The 16,936-nt window shown below is 72.3% G+C and carries 14 protein-coding genes and 1 tRNA gene; 7 read left to right on the plus strand and 8 right to left on the minus strand.

The window, feature by feature from the left end:
- The first annotated feature begins 15 nt into the window (after positions 1–15).
- The 3 genes from ACFVTX_RS00615 (at position 16) to ACFVTX_RS00625 (ending at position 5,065) form a co-directional block, all read left to right on the plus strand.
- Entirely contained in the window at positions 16–3,738 is a 3,723-nt protein-coding gene (locus ACFVTX_RS00615) for an SCO7613 C-terminal domain-containing membrane protein (RefSeq protein ID WP_386897149.1), read from the plus strand.
- Between the two features lie 89 nt (positions 3,739–3,827).
- Positions 3,828–3,901 (plus strand) — tRNA-Gly (locus ACFVTX_RS00620).
- Positions 3,902–4,420: 519 nt separating this feature from the next.
- On the plus strand, positions 4,421–5,065 hold the full coding sequence (locus tag ACFVTX_RS00625; RefSeq protein WP_386897151.1) for a hypothetical protein: 645 nt from the start codon (positions 4,421–4,423) through the stop codon (positions 5,063–5,065).
- A gap of 163 nt (positions 5,066–5,228) precedes the next feature.
- Here the strand turns inward: ACFVTX_RS00625 and ACFVTX_RS00630 are convergent, their stop codons facing one another.
- Positions 5,229–5,624, minus strand: coding sequence for a PLDc N-terminal domain-containing protein (locus ACFVTX_RS00630; RefSeq protein WP_386897152.1), 396 nt, complete (start codon positions 5,622–5,624; stop codon positions 5,229–5,231).
- Between the two features lie 171 nt (positions 5,625–5,795).
- On the opposite strand from ACFVTX_RS00630, the gene ACFVTX_RS00635 reads away from it, so the two are divergent.
- The 3 genes from ACFVTX_RS00635 to ACFVTX_RS00645 are packed head-to-tail and all read left to right on the plus strand — an operon-like array spanning position 5,796 to position 8,010.
- Entirely contained in the window at positions 5,796–6,284 is a 489-nt protein-coding gene (locus tag ACFVTX_RS00635) for a Dps family protein (RefSeq protein WP_386897153.1), read from the plus strand.
- Between the two features lie 44 nt (positions 6,285–6,328).
- On the plus strand, positions 6,329–7,273 hold the full coding sequence (locus ACFVTX_RS00640; protein ID WP_386897154.1) for an alpha/beta fold hydrolase: 945 nt from the start codon (positions 6,329–6,331) through the stop codon (positions 7,271–7,273).
- A 38-nt stretch (positions 7,274–7,311) separates the two neighbouring features.
- Entirely contained in the window at positions 7,312–8,010 is a 699-nt protein-coding gene (locus tag ACFVTX_RS00645; protein WP_386897155.1) for a hypothetical protein, read from the plus strand.
- Between the two features lie 4 nt (positions 8,011–8,014).
- On the opposite strand, the gene ACFVTX_RS00650 is transcribed toward ACFVTX_RS00645, so the two are convergent.
- From ACFVTX_RS00650 to ACFVTX_RS00675, 6 genes are all read right to left on the minus strand, one after another.
- Entirely contained in the window at positions 8,015–8,674 is a 660-nt protein-coding gene (locus ACFVTX_RS00650; protein WP_386897157.1) for a response regulator, read from the minus strand.
- 54 nt (positions 8,675–8,728) lie between these two features.
- A complete protein-coding gene (locus tag ACFVTX_RS00655; RefSeq protein ID WP_386897159.1) occupies positions 8,729–10,114 on the minus strand; it encodes a sensor histidine kinase in 1,386 nt (461 codons plus the stop codon).
- Between the two features lie 172 nt (positions 10,115–10,286).
- A complete protein-coding gene (locus ACFVTX_RS00660; protein ID WP_386897161.1) occupies positions 10,287–11,816 on the minus strand; it encodes an amidohydrolase in 1,530 nt (509 codons plus the stop codon).
- Entirely contained in the window at positions 11,795–12,799 is a 1,005-nt protein-coding gene (locus ACFVTX_RS00665) for an Fpg/Nei family DNA glycosylase (protein ID WP_386897163.1), read from the minus strand. Before ACFVTX_RS00665 ends, ACFVTX_RS00660 begins: the two co-directional genes overlap by 22 nt.
- 7 nt (positions 12,800–12,806) lie before the next feature.
- Positions 12,807–13,331 (minus strand): ribose-5-phosphate isomerase, encoded by a 525-nt coding sequence (locus ACFVTX_RS00670; RefSeq protein ID WP_386897165.1) that lies wholly within the window; start codon positions 13,329–13,331, stop codon positions 12,807–12,809.
- A gap of 9 nt (positions 13,332–13,340) precedes the next feature.
- Positions 13,341–14,342 carry a DUF2332 domain-containing protein gene (locus tag ACFVTX_RS00675; RefSeq protein WP_386897167.1) on the minus strand — a complete coding sequence of 334 codons (1,002 nt, stop codon included), beginning with the start codon at positions 14,340–14,342 and terminating at the stop codon, positions 13,341–13,343.
- A gap of 56 nt (positions 14,343–14,398) precedes the next feature.
- Here ACFVTX_RS00675 and ACFVTX_RS00680 point away from each other — a divergent pair, with 56 nt between their 5' ends.
- Positions 14,399–15,883 (plus strand): SDR family NAD(P)-dependent oxidoreductase, encoded by a 1,485-nt coding sequence (locus ACFVTX_RS00680; RefSeq protein WP_386897168.1) that lies wholly within the window; start codon positions 14,399–14,401, stop codon positions 15,881–15,883.
- Positions 15,884–15,943: 60 nt separating this feature from the next.
- Here the strand turns inward: ACFVTX_RS00680 and ACFVTX_RS00685 are convergent, their stop codons facing one another.
- A complete protein-coding gene (locus ACFVTX_RS00685) occupies positions 15,944–16,885 on the minus strand; it encodes a LuxR C-terminal-related transcriptional regulator (protein WP_386897170.1) in 942 nt (313 codons plus the stop codon).
- Positions 16,886–16,936: the final 51 nt, after the last annotated feature.

Here is a 16,936-nt window from a genome sequence, read left to right on the forward strand (position 1 = left end):
TGGCAGAGTGTCGCCATGACCGACCGACCGACCGCCGCACCCGACGGCGTGCTGCGCTGGCCCGCGGACCCCGCACTCTTCGTCGACACGACGCGCTGCCCGGCCTGCTTCGCACCGCTGCCCTCGACGCGCTGCGCCGCGTGCGGCCTCGACCTCGGCGTGGCCGCCTCGGCGGAGCTCCTCGCGATCGGCACGCGCCTCCACGCCGAGAGCGCGACGCGCGCGCAGTTCATCGCGAGGATGCGCGAGGCGCAGGCCGCGGATGCCATGGCCGCGGCTCCAGTACGGGCCCCCGTCGCACCGCCCGCGGCTGCGCCTGCGGCGCAGGTCGCCACGCCCGAACCCGCGGCGGTCGTCGCACCGGTGCCCGTGGCATCCGCAGCGCCGATCGCGGTGCCGCCCGCCGTCGAACCGGCCGCGGCACCGCGACCGCGCCGCTCGGGCGTGCAGGTCTTCCTGCTCGGGCTCGGCGTCGTGCTCCTCTCGATCACGGCGATCGTCTTCCTCTTCTACGCCTACCTCGTGACGAGCCTCGAGGTGCGTTCGGTCATCACCGCCGGGTTGAGCGTCGCCGTGCTCGGCATCGCGTGGCTGCTCCGGGCGCGACGGCTGCCCGGCACCGCCGAGGGCGTCGCGGCGGTCGCGGTCGTGCTGCTGCTCCTCGACGTCTGGATCGTGCGCGCCAACGACCTCTTCGGCACCGGGGCGCTCGACGCAGTCGGGTACACGGGCGGCGCGCTGCTCGTCGTCGCGGCGCTGCTCGCCGGAACGCGACGGGTCACCGGCATCCGGACGACGGGCTTCGCGGCGGCGACACTTCTGCCGGTCGCGGTGGGCCTGCTCGCCTCGCAGCTCGCACCCGAGGGCGACTGGATCACCGGCCTGTGGGCCGGCGCCCTCGCCGTCGCCGTGCTCGGTGCGGCGTCGCTCCTCCTTCCCCCGCTGCCCGAGCGCACGATCCTCCTCTCCGCGGGCTTCGCGGGGGGCGGGATCGCGCTCCTCAGCGGCGCCTTCGCGATGCCCGATCTCGAGTGGAGCTCGCTGTGGGCGCTGCTCGCGGCGGCGGGTGCCTGGCTGCTGCTCGTCGTCGCGCTCGGCCTTCGTCGCGGCACCGTCGCTCCGACGTGGCGGCCGGTCGCCGCGACGCTCTTCGGCTTCAGCGCGACGCTCGCACCGGCGGTCTCGATCGCCGTCGAACTGGAGTCGAGCCTCGCGATGTGGCTCGCGCCCGCGGTCGCGGGGGCCGTGGTCTGCCTGCTCGCGTTCGCCCTGCGCCGCGCCGGCCTGCACCGCGGCGCTGAGCTCGGCGCCTTCGTCGCCGGTGCGGTCGTCGCCGCCGGGTCGGCGGCGCCCGGCGCAGTGCTCGGGCTCGCTTCGGCGGCCGCCCGCGTGTACCTCGGCTCCGACGGCGGCGTCTGGCGCACGGCGTCCGCCTCCATGCCCGAGGCCGACCTCAGGCTGGCCATGGTGCTCACCCCCGTCGTCATCGCCGTGGGCGCCGCGGCCGTGCTCGCCGTGCTCGGGCGACTCGCGCGGTCCGCCGCGATCCCCGTCGGCGCTGCGCTCGCGGCGGCGATCGTCGCCGGCGCCGTCGTCGACTCGGTCTGGGCCACCGCGGCGATCTGGCTCGCCGTCGCGCTGGGGGCGCTCGCGTGGGCGGGCTTCGCCCGACGCACCGCCTCCTCGTTGCTGGCGGTCGCCGTCATCGCCGGAGTGTCGGCCGCGATCCTCGCCTGGTGCCTCGGCTTCACCACGCCCGACGTGTGGGCGCTCACGAGCCTCGGTGTCCTCCTCGCCGCCGTCGGCGGGCGGGCCCTCGCGACCCGCATCTGGGGCGGCAACGCGAAGGCCGTCGGTCTCGCCCATGTCGTGATCGCATCGGTGCTCGTCGTCGCGATCCTCGCCGCGCTCGTCTGGTGGCTCGAGCTGCAGGGCGTCCGCTTCGACGAGCCGGGGGCCGCACCGTGGCTCGTGCTCGGCTCGGGTTCGGCCCTCCTCGTGGGCGTCGCGGGCCTCGTGCGCGTCGGCACCGCCGGCGACCGCATCGCGTTCACGGTGCCGCTCCTCGCGAGCGCCGTGGTCGGCACGGCCGGCGTCGTCATCGAGGCGCCGGATGCCACGTGGTCCTGGCTGCCCGCGACCCTCCTCGCCGCGGCGACCGTGCCGTGGCTGCTGCCCGCAGCCCCCGCGGGCCTCCGCATCGCCGCCGCGACGATCGCACCGCTCGCCCTCGGCGCCGCGACGTGGCTGCTCACCCTCGACCTCGACGCGCGTGACGCGCTCGGGTATGCGCTCGCAGGTGCCGCTCTCGCGAGCGCGGGGCTCGCCCACCTCGTCTCCCGCGGGCGCGGCGACGCCGCGATGATCGGCTGGTCGGCCGCGGTGGGCTTGGTCGGTCTGGTCGCGCTCACCTGGTCGCTCTCGGGCACCGGCGGTTCGTTCGCCGGATCGAACGAGCCGTGGCTCGTCTTCGCGATCCTCTCCCCAGTGCCGATCGTGCTCGCAGCCCTCGCGGGCGATCCGATCGGCGGCGACAGCCCCGTGCGCCACTTCGCCTGGCTGAGCGCGGCCCTCGCCGTGTTCTCCGTCTGGAGCTGGTTCCTCGGCGACGGCGTCGACGAGGTCGAGGCCTTCACCCTGCCGCTCGCCGTCGCCCTGGTCGTGTGCGGGCTGCTCATCACGTGGCGGCGCGAGCCGGCCGGCGACGGCGCGAGCTCGCGCGGCCGCACGGCGCTGTTCGCCGTCGCCGCCGGGGTCGCGGTGCTCCCGAGCGCCGCCTCCGCCGGCGACTCGGAACTGCGCACGCTCGTGCTCGTCGCCGCGGGTGCCGTCCTCGCGCTCGCCGCCGGGTTCGCGCCGCAGCGCGTGCGCGGCGTGCCGGCGAGGTTGCTCGTCGCCGCGACCGGGTGGACGGCGTTCACCGCCGCGGCCCTCGTGCGCGGCCTCGCCGTCGCGCAGGGCGCAGACAGCGTGCTGCCGATCGAGTTCTGGCCGGCGATCGCCCTGATCGGCGGCATCCTCGTGACGGTCGTGTGGGCGCGGGCAGGTTCCCGGCCCACGCGGGTCGCCGAGGCGGGCTTCGCCGCATCGTTCGTCGCCGCCTCCCTGCCGACGCTGTACGCCGTCGTCACCGATCAGGAGCCGTCGCTGCGCGCCGCACTGCTGTTCTCGATCGTGGGCGTCGCACACGTCGTCGGCGTCGCGCTGCCCGCCCGCCCGATCGCCGGGCCGATCTTCGCGTGGACGAGCCGTGGCATCCTCGTGATCGGCGGTCTGATCGCGCTCTCGGTCGCGACCGTCGACCCGTTCGATCTCGTCACCGTGCCCGTCGCGCTCGCCTTCATCGCCGCCGGTGCGATCGCGATGCGCCGCTCCCCCGAACTCGGCAGCTGGCCGGCGCTCGGCGCGGGCCTCGCGATCCTGCTCCTGCCCGCCCTGCTGGCCGACTTCCTCGAGCCCGAGATGTGGCGCCTCGTGGCCCTCGGCGTCGTCGCGCTCGCGGTGCTGCTCGTCGGCGTGTTCCGGCGCCTGCAGGCGCCGTTCGTGCTCGGCGGCGGCGTGCTGCTCGTGCACGCGGTCGTGCAGCTCTGGCCCGCGATCACCTGGCTCTACGAGGCCGTGTGGTGGTGGCTGTGGCTCGGCATCGCCGGCATGCTGCTCGTCGTGCTCGCGGCGACGTACGAGCGGCAGCTGCGGCTCGCGCGCACGACGATCAGCTCGATCGCCGCCCTGCGGTAGACCCGACCACCGGGCGGAACGCCGGGCGCGCGTGCACGAACACGACCACCGCGTGTACTACGATGATCCAGTGCCCGCGAGCGGGTCACGGGGATGTAGCTCAATGGTAGAGCCTCAGTCTTCCAAACTGATTACGCGGGTTCGATTCCCGTCATCCCCTCCACAGAAGCCTGATCTACCGGCTGCTTCTCGAACCTCGGCGGTTCGCTCCCATCGTGAGTGCAGCCGATGGTGAACCGTCGACGGCACGCCGTTTCGGCTCCGGTACGACGCATCAGCCCACAGAGGCGATGCGAGCGCACGGGGCGTCTCTGATGCTCGCGCAGCGTACTGATGGGCGTGGGCCCGTTCGCGCGGTGGGCGCACAACTCCTGATCGGCAAGACCGACCGCCGCTGTCCCACCCGCTTCGTTATGCAGTCGAAATCCTGTGGGCGATGCCAGTCGGATAGTTTCGGGTCACCCGAACTCTCGAAAGGACCACGCCACTCGTGATCAATCGCCGCTTCGTCGCGCCTTCGTTTGCCCTTGGCCTCGCTGCCATCATCAGCTTCGGCGCCTTCGGCGCTTCCGCTTCGGCGGAGGAACTTGTTCCCGATTCCTCCGGAGTCCCCGGAGTCCCTGGATTCCCAGGTTTCCCGTCGGAGCCGCCGACGGCGCCGGCCGAAGAGACGAAGACGCTCGTGCTCTCGCCGAGCAATGCCGTCGTCGAGCCCGGCACGCCGGTCACGTTCGAGGTGACCGTCCTGGCGAGCGAGGGAGGTGCTCCGCTCGACCCTCAGCCTGAACTGACGTACACCCTCGGCACGGATGCAGGTGACGACATCGTCGACGGACTCACGGTGACCGCGACCTCCTCCGGCCCCCGCGCCGTCTTCGTCCGATCTGGCAGCCAGTACGGCTCAACGTCGCTCACCGTCATCGGCGAGCCCGTCGCAATGCAGGTCACGCCGAGCGCGCCGAGCGTCGCGCAGGGCGGCTCACTCACCTTCACGGTCACGGGCACCGACAAGTGGGGCACGCCGATCGACGGGAGCGCGGCGGTGCTCACCAGTTCGGTGGCCACCGACGTCATCGATGGTCTGAAGGTGACGTTCCCCACGGCGAGCCCGCACACGATCACGGCGACGATCGGCGGGGTGACCGCTTCGGTCACCGTCGAGGTCGTCGGGGCACCGGTGAACTCCGCCGCGCCCGCCGCGCCCGCAGGACTCGCCGAGACCGGCGCAGCGCCGCTCGGTGCCGGCCTGGTCGCGGCGACGCTGCTCCTCGCCGGTGCGGCCATTTCGGTGCTCACCATGGCACGTCGTCGCAGCCTGCATGGGTAGTCCGCGACTGACCGCATAACGCCCTCCGCGGTCGCGATGCACGGAACGGATCCGAGAGTTCGCGGCCCGATTGACCCAGCCTCCACATTTGAGAAACGGCCCGCGGCAGCGCCGCGGGCCGTTTCGCATTCCGGCGGGCCGTGACGAGCACGGCGAGCGGGGCTCAGAACTTCGCGCCGAGCGCCTTCGCCTTGAGGGCGTCGAACTCGCCCTGGGTGATGGTGCCGTCGTCGAGCATCGCCTTCGCCTTCGCGATCTCGTCGGTCGGGCTCGCGAACGACACCGACCTGATGTAGTCGTCGCTGTACTCCTCGTACTCCTGCTGCTTCCGTGCGGAGCGTTGTGCCATGCCGTCGCCGCGGGCGATGAGGTAGACGAGCGCCGTGATGAACGGTACGAAGACCAGGAAGATCACCCACACCGCCTTGAGCCACCCGTTGAGCGAGTGGTCGCGGAACACGTCGATGATGATGAAGATCAACGCGAACAGGTAGGCGACGTAGACGAACGCCCAGAACAGGAACCAGAACCAGTCCCAGAGGCTGTTGAGGAAGAACATGCGGCAAGACCCCTCTCCATCGGATTGAGCACAAACTATCGTCTGGGCAGGAGCGGGCGGAAGAGCGACGCGCGGAAGTCGAGCCCCGATCAGGCTCGCCTTCCCTTCCTTGAAATACGCGGGCATCTGCGTAGCGTTGAAGAAGACATCACTCCAGGGAAGGTGGACCAGATGACCGACATCCAGACCGCACCGAAGACCGGTTCGAACGCCGACGTGGCCGCAGGCGTCGCCCAGTACCTCACTCCCATCGTGCACGAGCTCGTCGCCCTCGCCGTCAACGGCAAGCAGGCGCACTGGCATGTTCGCGGGGCGAACTTCATCGCGGTGCACGAGCTGCTCGACGAGGTCGTGGCGCACGCGCAGGACTGGTCGGACCTCGCCGCCGAACGCGTCGTCGCCCTGGGCCTGCCGATCGACGGCCGCCTCGGCACGGTCGCCGCGAAGAGCGGCGCGAAGGACCCGAAGCTCGGGTTCCTCCCCTACGACGAGGCCATCGCCGATGTCGTGACGCAGATCGACGTCGCGACCGAGAAGGTGAACGCGGCGATCGAGGGCCTCGGCGAACTCGACCCCGCCAGCCAGGACGTCGCCATCGAGATCCGCCGCGGCCTCGACAAGGACCGCTGGTTCCTCTTCTCGCACATCGCCGTCAAGTAGACGAAACGATGGCGTCCTGACGGGCCCGGGTGCAGAATGCCGGTATGACGGCGGATGCATCCGGGCCCGCGCCGTTGGACGGTGGCGCGTCGGTCGAAGCGACGACGAGCCGGCATCGCGAGCGCAAGACGCCGCGACGCCCGCAGTCGGCGCTCGCCGAGCGCTGGACGACCGTCGACGGTCTCGACGTGTTCTACCGCGAGTCGCCCTCGCCACCGGCGGGCGCTCCAGTCGTGATGCACGTGCACGGCTTCGGGCTCTCGGGGCACTATCTGCTGCCGACGGCCGAACTCCTCGCCGACGACTTCCACACGCTCGTGCCCGACCTGCCGGGGTTCGGCCGCAGTGCGCGGCGATCGCGCAAGGAGTTGACCCTCGTCTCGCTCGCCGAAGCGGCCGCCCGGTTCCTCGATGCGCGCGGCATCGAGAAGGCCTCGCTCCTCGGCAACTCGATGGGATGCCCCGTCATCTGCGAGTTCGGTCACCACTTCCCCGACCGTCTCGAACGGGCGATGCTCGTCTCCCCGGCCGGCGGCCTGCACAATCAGCCGCTCGCCCGGGCGATGGTCCAGCTCGCGCGCGACGGCGGCCGTGAACCCACGCGCATGGTCCGGGTCGCCGCACCCGACTATCTGAAGTTCGGCGTCGCCAGCACGGTCAAGATGTTCGGTGCGCTCACCCGGTATCCGACCCTCGAGCGGCTGCTCGCTCTGCCGGTGCCGATCCTCGCCGTCCTCGGCGACCGCGACCCGCTCATGCCCGACGCCGAACGGGTGCACGAGGTCGTGGCGCACGTCGACGCCGACGTCACCGTCGTCGTGATCGAGGGCGCGGCGCACGCCATCAACTTCAGTCACCCCGGCGAGCTGGCGCACGTCATCCGTCAGTTCATGGCCGACGAGCCGATCACCGACGATCCCGGCTCCCCCGGTGCGGCGCACGTCATCGAGGTCCATCACGGACCGGGCCACGGCCCCTCCGCCGACTGAGCATGGCGGGCCGCGCGCCCCGGGTGCAGAATGCGGGTATGACGGCGGATGCTCCGCGGCCCGCGCCGTCCGACGGCGACGACGCCGCACCGCTCAGCGATGCGCAGAAGTCGCTGCGCGCCCAGATGCTCGCGACCGAGCACTGGAGCCTGCTCGCCTCCCGTTCGACGACGCAGAGCGAGGTGCTCACGCGCATCGCGATCTTCCTCACGCTCGTCTCCGCCGGGCTCGTCACCCTCGGTGTACTCGGCAACGCGACCGGGTTCAGGGGATGGTTCGGGGTCGCCGCCCTCGCCGTTCTGGCGCTCCTCGTGCTGCTCGGCGCGATCACGCAGCTGCGGGTGTTCAACACGGCGACGGAGGACCTCGCCTACGTGCTCGCGATGAACCGTCTCCGGGGCGCCTACCTCGATCTCGATCCCGGCATCGAGCGGTACCTCCTGATGGGCACGAGCGACGACGAGACCGGGATCGGCATCACCTACTACCCGTTCGCGATGCGTGATCGGTCTCAGGTGTTCGCGAGCTCGGCGATGGTCATGCTCGTCGTGAACACCGCCCTCATCGGCCTCTTCGTCGGCGCGATCGTGTCGGCGTTCGGCGGATCGCTCGCCTGGTCGATCGTGGTCGGCGCGATCGTCGCGCTCGTGCACTTCGTGCTGTGGATGCTCAAGGGGTACCGCAGCTACCGGCACATCCTCGGCGTCCACGTGCCGCTCCGGCGCGCCGCCGACTGACGGGTCAGCGCTGCAGCCAGGTGAGGACGGCGAGCACCCTGCGGTGGTCGGTGCCCGAGTCCTCGAGGGCGAGCTTCTGGAAGATGGAGGTCACGTTCTTCTCGACGGCGCCGACGCCGATGAAGAGCTGCTTCGCGATGCCCGCGTTGGTGCGGCCCTCGGCCATCAGCCCCATGACCTCGCGTTCGCGAGGCGTGAGGGAGTCGAGCGGGTCGCTTCGCCGCGAGAGCAGCTCGCGCACGACCTGCGGATCGAGCACCGTGCCGCCCTGGCTCACCCGTTCGACGGCGTCCTCGAGTTCGTCGAGCGACGCCACCCGGTCTTTCAGCAGGTACCCCATGCCACCCTCGCCCGAAGAAAGCAGCTCGTGGGCGTAGGTGCCCTCGACGTACTGGCTGAGCAGCAGCACGCCGAGCTTCGGCCGGCGCCGCCGCAGCTCGATCGCCGCGCGCACCCCCTCGTCGCGGAACGTCGGCGGCATGCGAACGTCGAGCACGGCGAGGTCGGGGTTCGTCTCGTCGATCTCCGCGAGCAGCGAGTCGGCCTCGCCGTAGGCGGCGACCGTCTCGAAGCCGGCTTCGTCGAAGAGCCGAACGAGTCCTTCGCGGAGCAGGACCGAGTCTTCGGCGAGCACGATGCGGAGCGGGCGGGCCTCGTCGGTCATGCGGTCAAGACTAGCGAGCGGGCTCCGGTGGTCGCTCGACCACCGGAGCGGTCGCTACCCGACCGGCACGTACGGGATGTGCGCGCCGACCGTCGTCGGCCCTCCTTCGGGGCTGTCGACGATGAAGATCCCCTGCAGGCCCTGCACGCGATCGGCGAGCCCCGCGAGCCCGTGCCCGGGCCGCGCCGATGCACCGCCGCGCCCGTTGTCGATCACCCAGAGATCGAGCCAGTGCCCCGTCTCGCCGGTGTCGCGCGTCGAGGCGACGAGACGGATGCCCGTCGCCTCGGCATGCTTCACCGCGTTGGTGAGGAGCTCGGCGACCACGAAGTACGCGTTCCGTTCGATCGGCGAGGGCAGCGAGGCATCCGGCAGCGCGATCTCGACCTCGACGGGGACGGGGCTGCGCGTCGCGAGCGAGCGGAGCCCGACGGCGAGTCCTCGGTCCTGCAGGATGGGCGGGGCGAAGCCCCGGGAGAGCGCCCGCAGTTCGTCGAGGGTCTCGCGGGCCTGGTCGCGCGCCTCGCCGAGGAGTTCGCGGGCGGCGTCGGGATCGCGTTCGAGCTTGCGTTCGATCGCGGCGAGATCCATCTGCAGGCGCACGAGGCGTTGCTGCGGGCCGTCGTGGATGTCGCGTTCGAGGCGTCGGAGCGAGGCATCCTCGGCCTGCACGGCCGCGCCCCGCGAGGCCGAGAGCTGCGCGACCTCGCGTTCGAGCGCCTCGGAGCGCCACGCGCCGAGGATGCCGCGGGCGATCACCTCGTGCAGCTTCGTGAGGCCGCGGAACACCAGCGGCAGCGTCGCGAGGAAGACCAGTCCGAGGATGAACTCGAACACGGCCTCCCCCGTGCGGTGGTCGATCGCCCACGTGTTGCCCGGGAAGAGGAAGTCGAGGACGACGTCGTACAGCCAGAACGCGTCCTCGTCCCGCCCGCCGGGGATGTAGCGCTGCCAGATCCAGCCGGTGAGTCCGGCGAGGGAACCCGACACCCATGTGATCGTGATACTCCACGTGAAGACGCTCACGATCGGGTTCACGACCATGCCGTGCAGCAGGTACAGCCAGTAGTGGCCGTCGACGTACGGGCCGAACACGCCGCGCCAGAAGCCGCCCTCGCCGGTGCGCTGCCACGCTGGCTGGGCGATCTCGGGGCGCCCGGCCCAGCGCAGGCGCACGAGCTCGAGCACGCCGAAGCCGCGCGCCGCGAACAGCGAGGCGGTGACGATGAAGATGCCGACGAAGACCGTGACGAGGCCGAGCCCCGTGAAGAACGCGGTCGAGAGCACGACGAGCCCCGTGATCGCGATCGGCATGGTGAGGATGAGGAAGCCGAGCTCGCGCGGCGTGCTCGCCCACATCGACCAGTAGCCGCGACGGCGCGGCGGTGCGGCGGCGGGCGCGGCGGCCTGCGGCAGGGGGGCGGTCAGCTCAGTGCTCATGGTGGGATCCTCCCGTCATCGTGGCAGACCTGGCGGGGTCGGCGGCGGTGAACCGCGGGGCGTGGTGGCGGCGCAGTGGTCGAAGCATGCCTCCAGCCTCGCGAATCGTTCGGGCGCTCCCCAGCGGGCGCGCGCCCCGATCGCGGCGGGGGTTATCCCCCGGTGGACGCCGCTACAGGGCCGAGTGCGTGACGCGTCCGCCCACGAAGGTCGCGGCGACGGGCATCGCACGGAGCTCGTCGGGCGACGCGGCGAACGGGTCGAGCTCGACGACGGCGAGGTCGGCCGGCTGCCCGGCGCGCACGTGCACCCCGGCCCCGTTCGTCGAGGCGGCGAGGGCGACGCGCGCATCGATCGACTGCTCGGGATGCCACGGGGCGCGCCCGTCCCGTGCGCGCCCGACGGCGGCGGCGATCGCGACCCACGGGTCGAGCGGGGCGACGGGTGCATCGGAGCCGAGCGCGAGCTCGACGCCGGCCGCCGCGAGTTCGGCGAGCATGAACGCACGCTCGGTGCGGCCCGCCCAGTAGCGGTCGGCGACGTCGCGGTCGTCCATCGCATGTTCGGGCTGCACGCTCGCGACGATGCCGAGACGCGCGAAGCGCGCGACGTCCTCGTGCCGCAGCAGCTGTGCGTGCTCGATCGATCCTGACCCGTGCCAGCCGGTACCGTCGACCGCTTCGAAGGCGTCGAGCACCCGGGCGTTCGCCCGGTCGCCGATCGCGTGCACCGCGGCCGCGATGCCGTGCTCGCGGGCGCGACGGAGGTGCGGGACGAGCTCCTCGTACGGCACGGTCGCGAGCCCGTAGGGGTGTTCGTCGAGCCCCGGGTACGGGTCGAAGCACCAGGCGGTGCGCGTGTTGAGCGAGCCGTCGGTGATGACCTTCGCAGCGCCCACCGTGACGAGCCCGCCCGTGCCCGCGACGGGGTCGCCGGTGCGGAGGCCCTCCGCGATCGCCCGGTCGAGGTGCTGCGGGTAGATCCCGAACGAGACCCGCAGCGGGAACCCGCCGCCCGCGGCGCGACGCGCCCAGTCGTCGCGGTTCCAGCGCATCTCGAAGTCGACGACGCCGACGACCCCTCGCGCGGCCGCGGCACGGGCCGCATCGGCGACCCACTCGTCGAGCGTCGCATCGGCGACGTCGTCGAGTTCGCGCACGAGTGCGAAGCACGCCGCCTCACGGAGGATGCCGTCGGCGGGGAGCTCGACGCCGCGTCGACGGGCCGCGGCCGAGTTGAGCCAGCAGGCGTGCAGGTCGGCGGCGACGAGCACGACCGGCACCTCGCCCGCGACGGCGTCGAGCAGGAACGCCGACGGTGCGTCGGCCCAGAGTCCGTCGCGGTAGCCGAAGCCCGCGACCTCGACCGCCCCGGCGGCGACGGCGCCGGCGACGAGTGCTGCGGCTTCGGCCGCGCTCGTCGCGCCCGACAGTTCGAGGCGACGCGCGACCATCGCCCACTGCGAGAGGTGCACGTGCCGGTCGTGCAGGCCGGGGACGACGAAGCGGCCCTCGAGGTCGATGCGCCGCGCGGCGGAGGCCGACCCCGTGGCATCCGGGGCACCGACGGCCCGCACCTCGGCGACCCGACCGCCCGCGACGAGCAGTTCGACCTGGCCGTCGACCCCGGGCAGCCGTGCGCCCGCGAGCAGCAGCGGCTCCGCGGCCTCCGCCTCGATCGTCAGGCCTGGCACTTCGGGCACCAGTAGAGCTTGCGAGCGCCCATCTCCTCGAGGACGATGTGCGTGCCGCACACCCGGCAGGGCAGACCTTCGCGCTTGTACACCCAGTGCCGGTCGTCGCGGCTCGCCATCGCCGCGCGGTACGCCTCGGGGTCGAGGTCGTCCATCGTCATCATCTGGCCCGTCTCGACACCGATGCGCAGCAGCTTCGCCCAGTCCTTCCAGAGCCCGCGCACGAGCTCCTCGGGCACGAGCTTTCCGGGCGTGTGCGGGTTCAGCCGGGAACGGAACAGCAATTCGGCGCGGTACACGTTGCCGATGCCGGCGACGACGTTCTGGTCCATCAGCAGCAGGCCGATGGGCGTGGGCTTCCGACGGACGACGCTCGTGAAGCGCTCTTCGGCGTCGGGGCCGGGGTCGAGCAGCGGGTCGGGCCCGAGCTTGGCCACCGTCTGCTCGACCTGCACGGGGTCGAGCACCTCGCACGCCGTCGGCCCCCGGAGGTCGGCGACGATCGTGTCGGTGAGCAGGCGCACCCGCACCTGCCCGATCGGCTCGGGCGGGAACGTCTCGATCCGCGCCCCCTCCTTCTCGGACTCGGCCATGCGCAGCCGCGTCCTGCGGGGCGCGCCGATCGAGGTGAGCGAGTTCTCGCCTGCGTCGTCGAAGACGACCGCGTCGGGGTTCGGTGCGTCGAGGAAGGTCCCTCGTTGGTTCGTCTGGCCCATGCGCCCGTTCGCGGAGGCGATCGTGGCATCCATGCGGATCTCACCGGCGAAGTCCCACGCGCCGTACATGCCGAGGTGCACTCGCAGCCACACGTCGCCCTCGAAGCCGAGGAACATCTGCTTGCCGACCGCGCGGGCGTCGGTCATGCGGCGCCCGTCGATCTCGGCCGCGCCCACGGCGAAACGCCCCTGCGGGCTCGACGCGTGCACGACGTGACCGACGAAGTTGCGTTCGAACTGCCGGGTGATGCGATGGACGGAGTGACCCTCGGGCATCGCTCGACTACGCGCCCGTCGGTGCGCCGGTGCCGGATGCGGGCGCGACGTCGACGCCCTTGCCCGCGATGTCGCCCGTCGTCTCGTACTCGCCGAGCTGCGCGATCCGGCGCACGTGGCGCTCGTCGCCCGAGAACGGTTCGGCGATGAACGCGTCGATGTAGCGGATCGCCTCTTCGACGGTGTGCTGGCGGGCGCCGATCGAGATGACGTTCGCGTCGTTGTGCTCGCGCGCGAGGATCGCGGTGTCCATGCTCCACACGAGCGCCGCACGGATGCCGGGCACCTTGTTCGCGGCGATCTGCTCGCCGTTGCCCGAACCGCCGAACACCACGCCGAGCGCCTTCGTGCCCGCCGCCTGGTCGCGGGCGACCCCGAGTGCTGCGTTGATGCAGAACGCCGGGTAGTCGTCGAGCGCGTCGTACTCGACCGGGCCGTGGTCGATCACCTCGTGACCGGCGTTCGTCAGGTGGGCCTGCAGGGTCCGGCTGAATTCGAGGCCGGCGTGGTCGGTCGCGATGTGGATGCGCATACGACGATTCTAGGGATTCGGCACCCACGTGAGCGCCCGCCCGTGGGGCTGCGCCCACGCCCGCTGCACGCCGTCGAGCGCGAGCACGAAGTCGACGGGCTCGTTCGGCACCTCCTCGCGCACCGCGATGCCGGGCACCACCCCGCGGCCCTCGACCGAGAGCCAGTGCCCGGGCAGCGCACGCACCGTCTCGACGAAGCGCGCCCGGGCCGGGCTGTCGAGGTACGCGATGACCGCCGTGTGCAGCACGACGAGCGTCGCCCCGGCCGGCGCTTCCGCGGCGAGCGCGGTCAGACGTTCGTTGAGGTCGCCCGCGACGAGCAGCGGCGGGTCGGATGCCACGATCGCCGCCGCGGCCCGCAGGCGTTCCCGCCGGTCGTGGTGCTCGGGCCAGATGAGCGCGTCGAGCCAGGCGAGGTCGTCGGGATTCGTGACGTCGAGCGGGTTCAGGTCGATGCCGGCGCGCCAGACGATATCGGGGAGGCGGTCGGGCACCGGGACGTGCGCGGTGCCCGGCGTCTCGCGCGTCTCGCACTCGAGGACGACCCGGCTCGCACCGTCGGCCGGGTCGAGCTGCGGGCGCCCGGGGTACCGATAGCCGTACCGGTCGGGGTAGAGGCAGAGCCCGGCCGACGCTCCCACCTCGAGGAGCGCGAGCGGGCCGGGGATCTCGGCGAGCGCGGGCAGGTGCAGGGCGCAGCGCCCCGCCTCGTTGGTCTGCGTGGCGTGCGTCTCCGCGGTCGCCCGCACGGCGGGCCAGTGCGCGTGCAGCCACTCGCGGAACGCCGGGTACGGGCCTGGGTCGGCCCCGTGGAACCGCGCCGCGGAGAACACGAGGTTCGGCTGCCGCTTCGCGGGCGGGAGTCCGTCGATCAGCGCCACGGTCGCGGGGTCGTCGGCGACGCCGAGCGCCCAAGCGTCGTACGTCGCCGACATCCCGCGCGCCTCGACCTCTGCGAACGCCCGGTAGCGGTCGGCGGTCGGCGCGGTCTCGTCGGTCGTGGTGCGCATGGGGTCAGGCTACGACGTACAGGCGATCCACGGCCCCGGTCTCGTAGAATTCCCGGATGCCCTCCGCCGTCACCGAACCTTCCAGCGCGCCCAAGATCGACGCGGCCGACCTGGCGGCGACGCTCAGGGTGCTCGCCGCGCTCAGCGAGCTCGATCAGAACGACCCCGACTTCGAGACGGTACGCCACGCGACCGCGAAGATGTTCAAGGCCGTGAAGGTCGCCCGCCGGCTCGAGAAGCGCAAGGTCGTGCAGGAGGCCGACCGCGCGGTCATCGCGGCCACGGCGACCGGAGCGCCGACGCGCATCGACGACGAGACCCGCGGCGCCGACCTCGTGAGCGGCACCGATGCCCGCACGGCGGGCGAGCTGCGGGTGGCCCGCCCCTGCTACATCTGCAAGCAGCGGTACACCCACGTCGACGCGTTCTACCACCAGCTGTGCCCCGCGTGCGCGGCCATGAGCCACGCCAAGCGCGATGCCCGCACCGACCTCACCGGCAAGCGCGCCCTGCTCACGGGCGGTCGCGCGAAGATCGGCATGTACATCGCGTTGCGACTGCTGCGCGACGGCGCCCACACGACCATCACGACGCGGTTCCCGCGCGACGCCGCCCGCCGGTTCGCGGCGATGCCCGACGCCGACGACTGGCTGCACCGCCTGCGGATCGTCGGCATCGACCTCCGCGACCCCGCCCAGGTCGTCGCCCTCGCCGACGACGTCGCCGCGCAGGGGCCGCTCGACATCCTCATCAACAACGCGGCGCAGACGGTGCGCCGCTCCCCCGGTTCGTACGCGCCCCTCGTCGAGGCGGAGTCGTCGCCACTGCCCGAGGGGGCGATGCCCGAGCTCGTGAGCTTCGGCCACACGAACGACGCGCACCCGCTCGCGATCGCCGATGCGGTCTCGAGCCACCCGGTGCTCTCCTCCGGGCTCTTCGCCGGGACGATGACCGCCGACGACCTCACCGCGCTCGCGCTCGCGCCGGGGTCGAGCTCGCTCGCGAAGCTCGCCGACCGCACCGCCATCGACGCGGGCGGCCTCGTGCCCGATCTGCACCACGAGAACAGCTGGAGCGCGGTCGTGCAGGACGTCGACCCGCTCGAGATGCTCGAGGTGCAGCTCTGCAACACGACGGCGCCGTTCATCCTCGTGAGCCGCCTGCGCGCATCGCTCGCCGCCTCCCCCGCGCGCCGGACGTACATCGTGAACGTCTCGGCCATGGAGGGCGTGTTCAGTCGCGGCTACAAGGGCCCGGGGCATCCGCACACGAACATGGCGAAGGCGGCGGTGAACATGCTCACCCGCACGAGCGCGAAGGAGATGCTGTCCGACGGCATCCTCATGACGAGCGTCGACACCGGCTGGATCACCGACGAGCGTCCCCACCCGACGAAGGTGCGGCTCGCAGAGGAGGGCTTCCACGCCCCGCTCGACCTCGTCGACGGCGCCGCCCGCGTGTACGACCCGATCGTGCGCGGCGAAGCCGGCGAAGACCTCACCGGCGTGTTCCTGAAGGACTATTCGCGCGCCGACTGGTGACCCGCACGGGCCTCCGGGACGCGGGTCCGTCGCCGGACCGGCCACGCGGCATCCGCCCCGCTAACCCCAGCCGTGCTCGCGCGCGTGCCAGCCGAGCTGCACCCGGCTCGTCACCTCCGCGCGCGCCATGAGCGCGCTGATGCGGCGCTGCACGGTGCGCGGCGAGGTCTCGAGCTGCGTCGCGACGGCCGCGTCGGTGAACCCGGCGAGGAGGAGCTGCATGATGCGGCTGTCGTCGGCGTCGAGCTCCTCGCTCGTGGTGCCGAACGGGCGCGAGTTCGCCCACACGGCGTCGAAGAGGCCCTGCGCGAGCTGCGCCGGGCCGCCGCGCAGCACGAGGCTCGGATCGACGCCCGTGCCGCGCCCGGCGAGCGGCAGCATCGCGAAACGGCCGTCGACGACGATGAGCTTCAGCGGCACCTGCGCCGTCGTGCGCACCCCGACCCCTGCGCCGAGCGACTGCTCCGCGTCGCGCACCGCGTCGGGCTCGGAGAGGAAGTCGCGGTCGATGATGGCACGGGTGCGGATGCCGCGGGCGAGGGCCGCCGCCTCCTCCGTGTTGTCGTTGTTGACGACCTGCGGATGCCCGGTGACGAAGACGTCGATGCGTTCGCGCGCGGAGTGCTGCAGCTGCAGGAAGCGGCGGGCGACGGCATCGGGGCCTTCGACGACCTCGATCAGTTCGCGCTCGCTGCTGCCGAGCGTGCTCGCGCGATAGGTGCCGACGAGCTCCGCGAGCGCGAGTTCGGCCTGGTTGAGCCGATCGCGTCGTTCGGCGAGCTGGGCGGCGAGCGCGAGGTCGGGCGGGGTCACGGCGAAGCGGTGGCCGTCGCCGGGCACGGCGAGACCCCGGTCGACGAGCCCGTCGACGGCGATGCGGACCCGGCCGGGCGGGAGCGCGACGGCGTCGGCGAGTTCGAGGAGATGGGCGCCGGGGCGCGACATGAGGGCGCGATAGACGGCTTCTTCATCGGCGGTGACGCCGAGGTACTCCAAGGCCATGGTTCCCCTGAGGTGCGTGATCGGTGCTCCCTGCATTCTCACGCATGAAGG

Origin of the sequence: Agromyces sp. NPDC058136 (genome assembly GCF_042884375.1) — a bacterium.
Lineage (GTDB): Bacteria > Actinomycetota > Actinomycetes > Actinomycetales > Microbacteriaceae > Agromyces.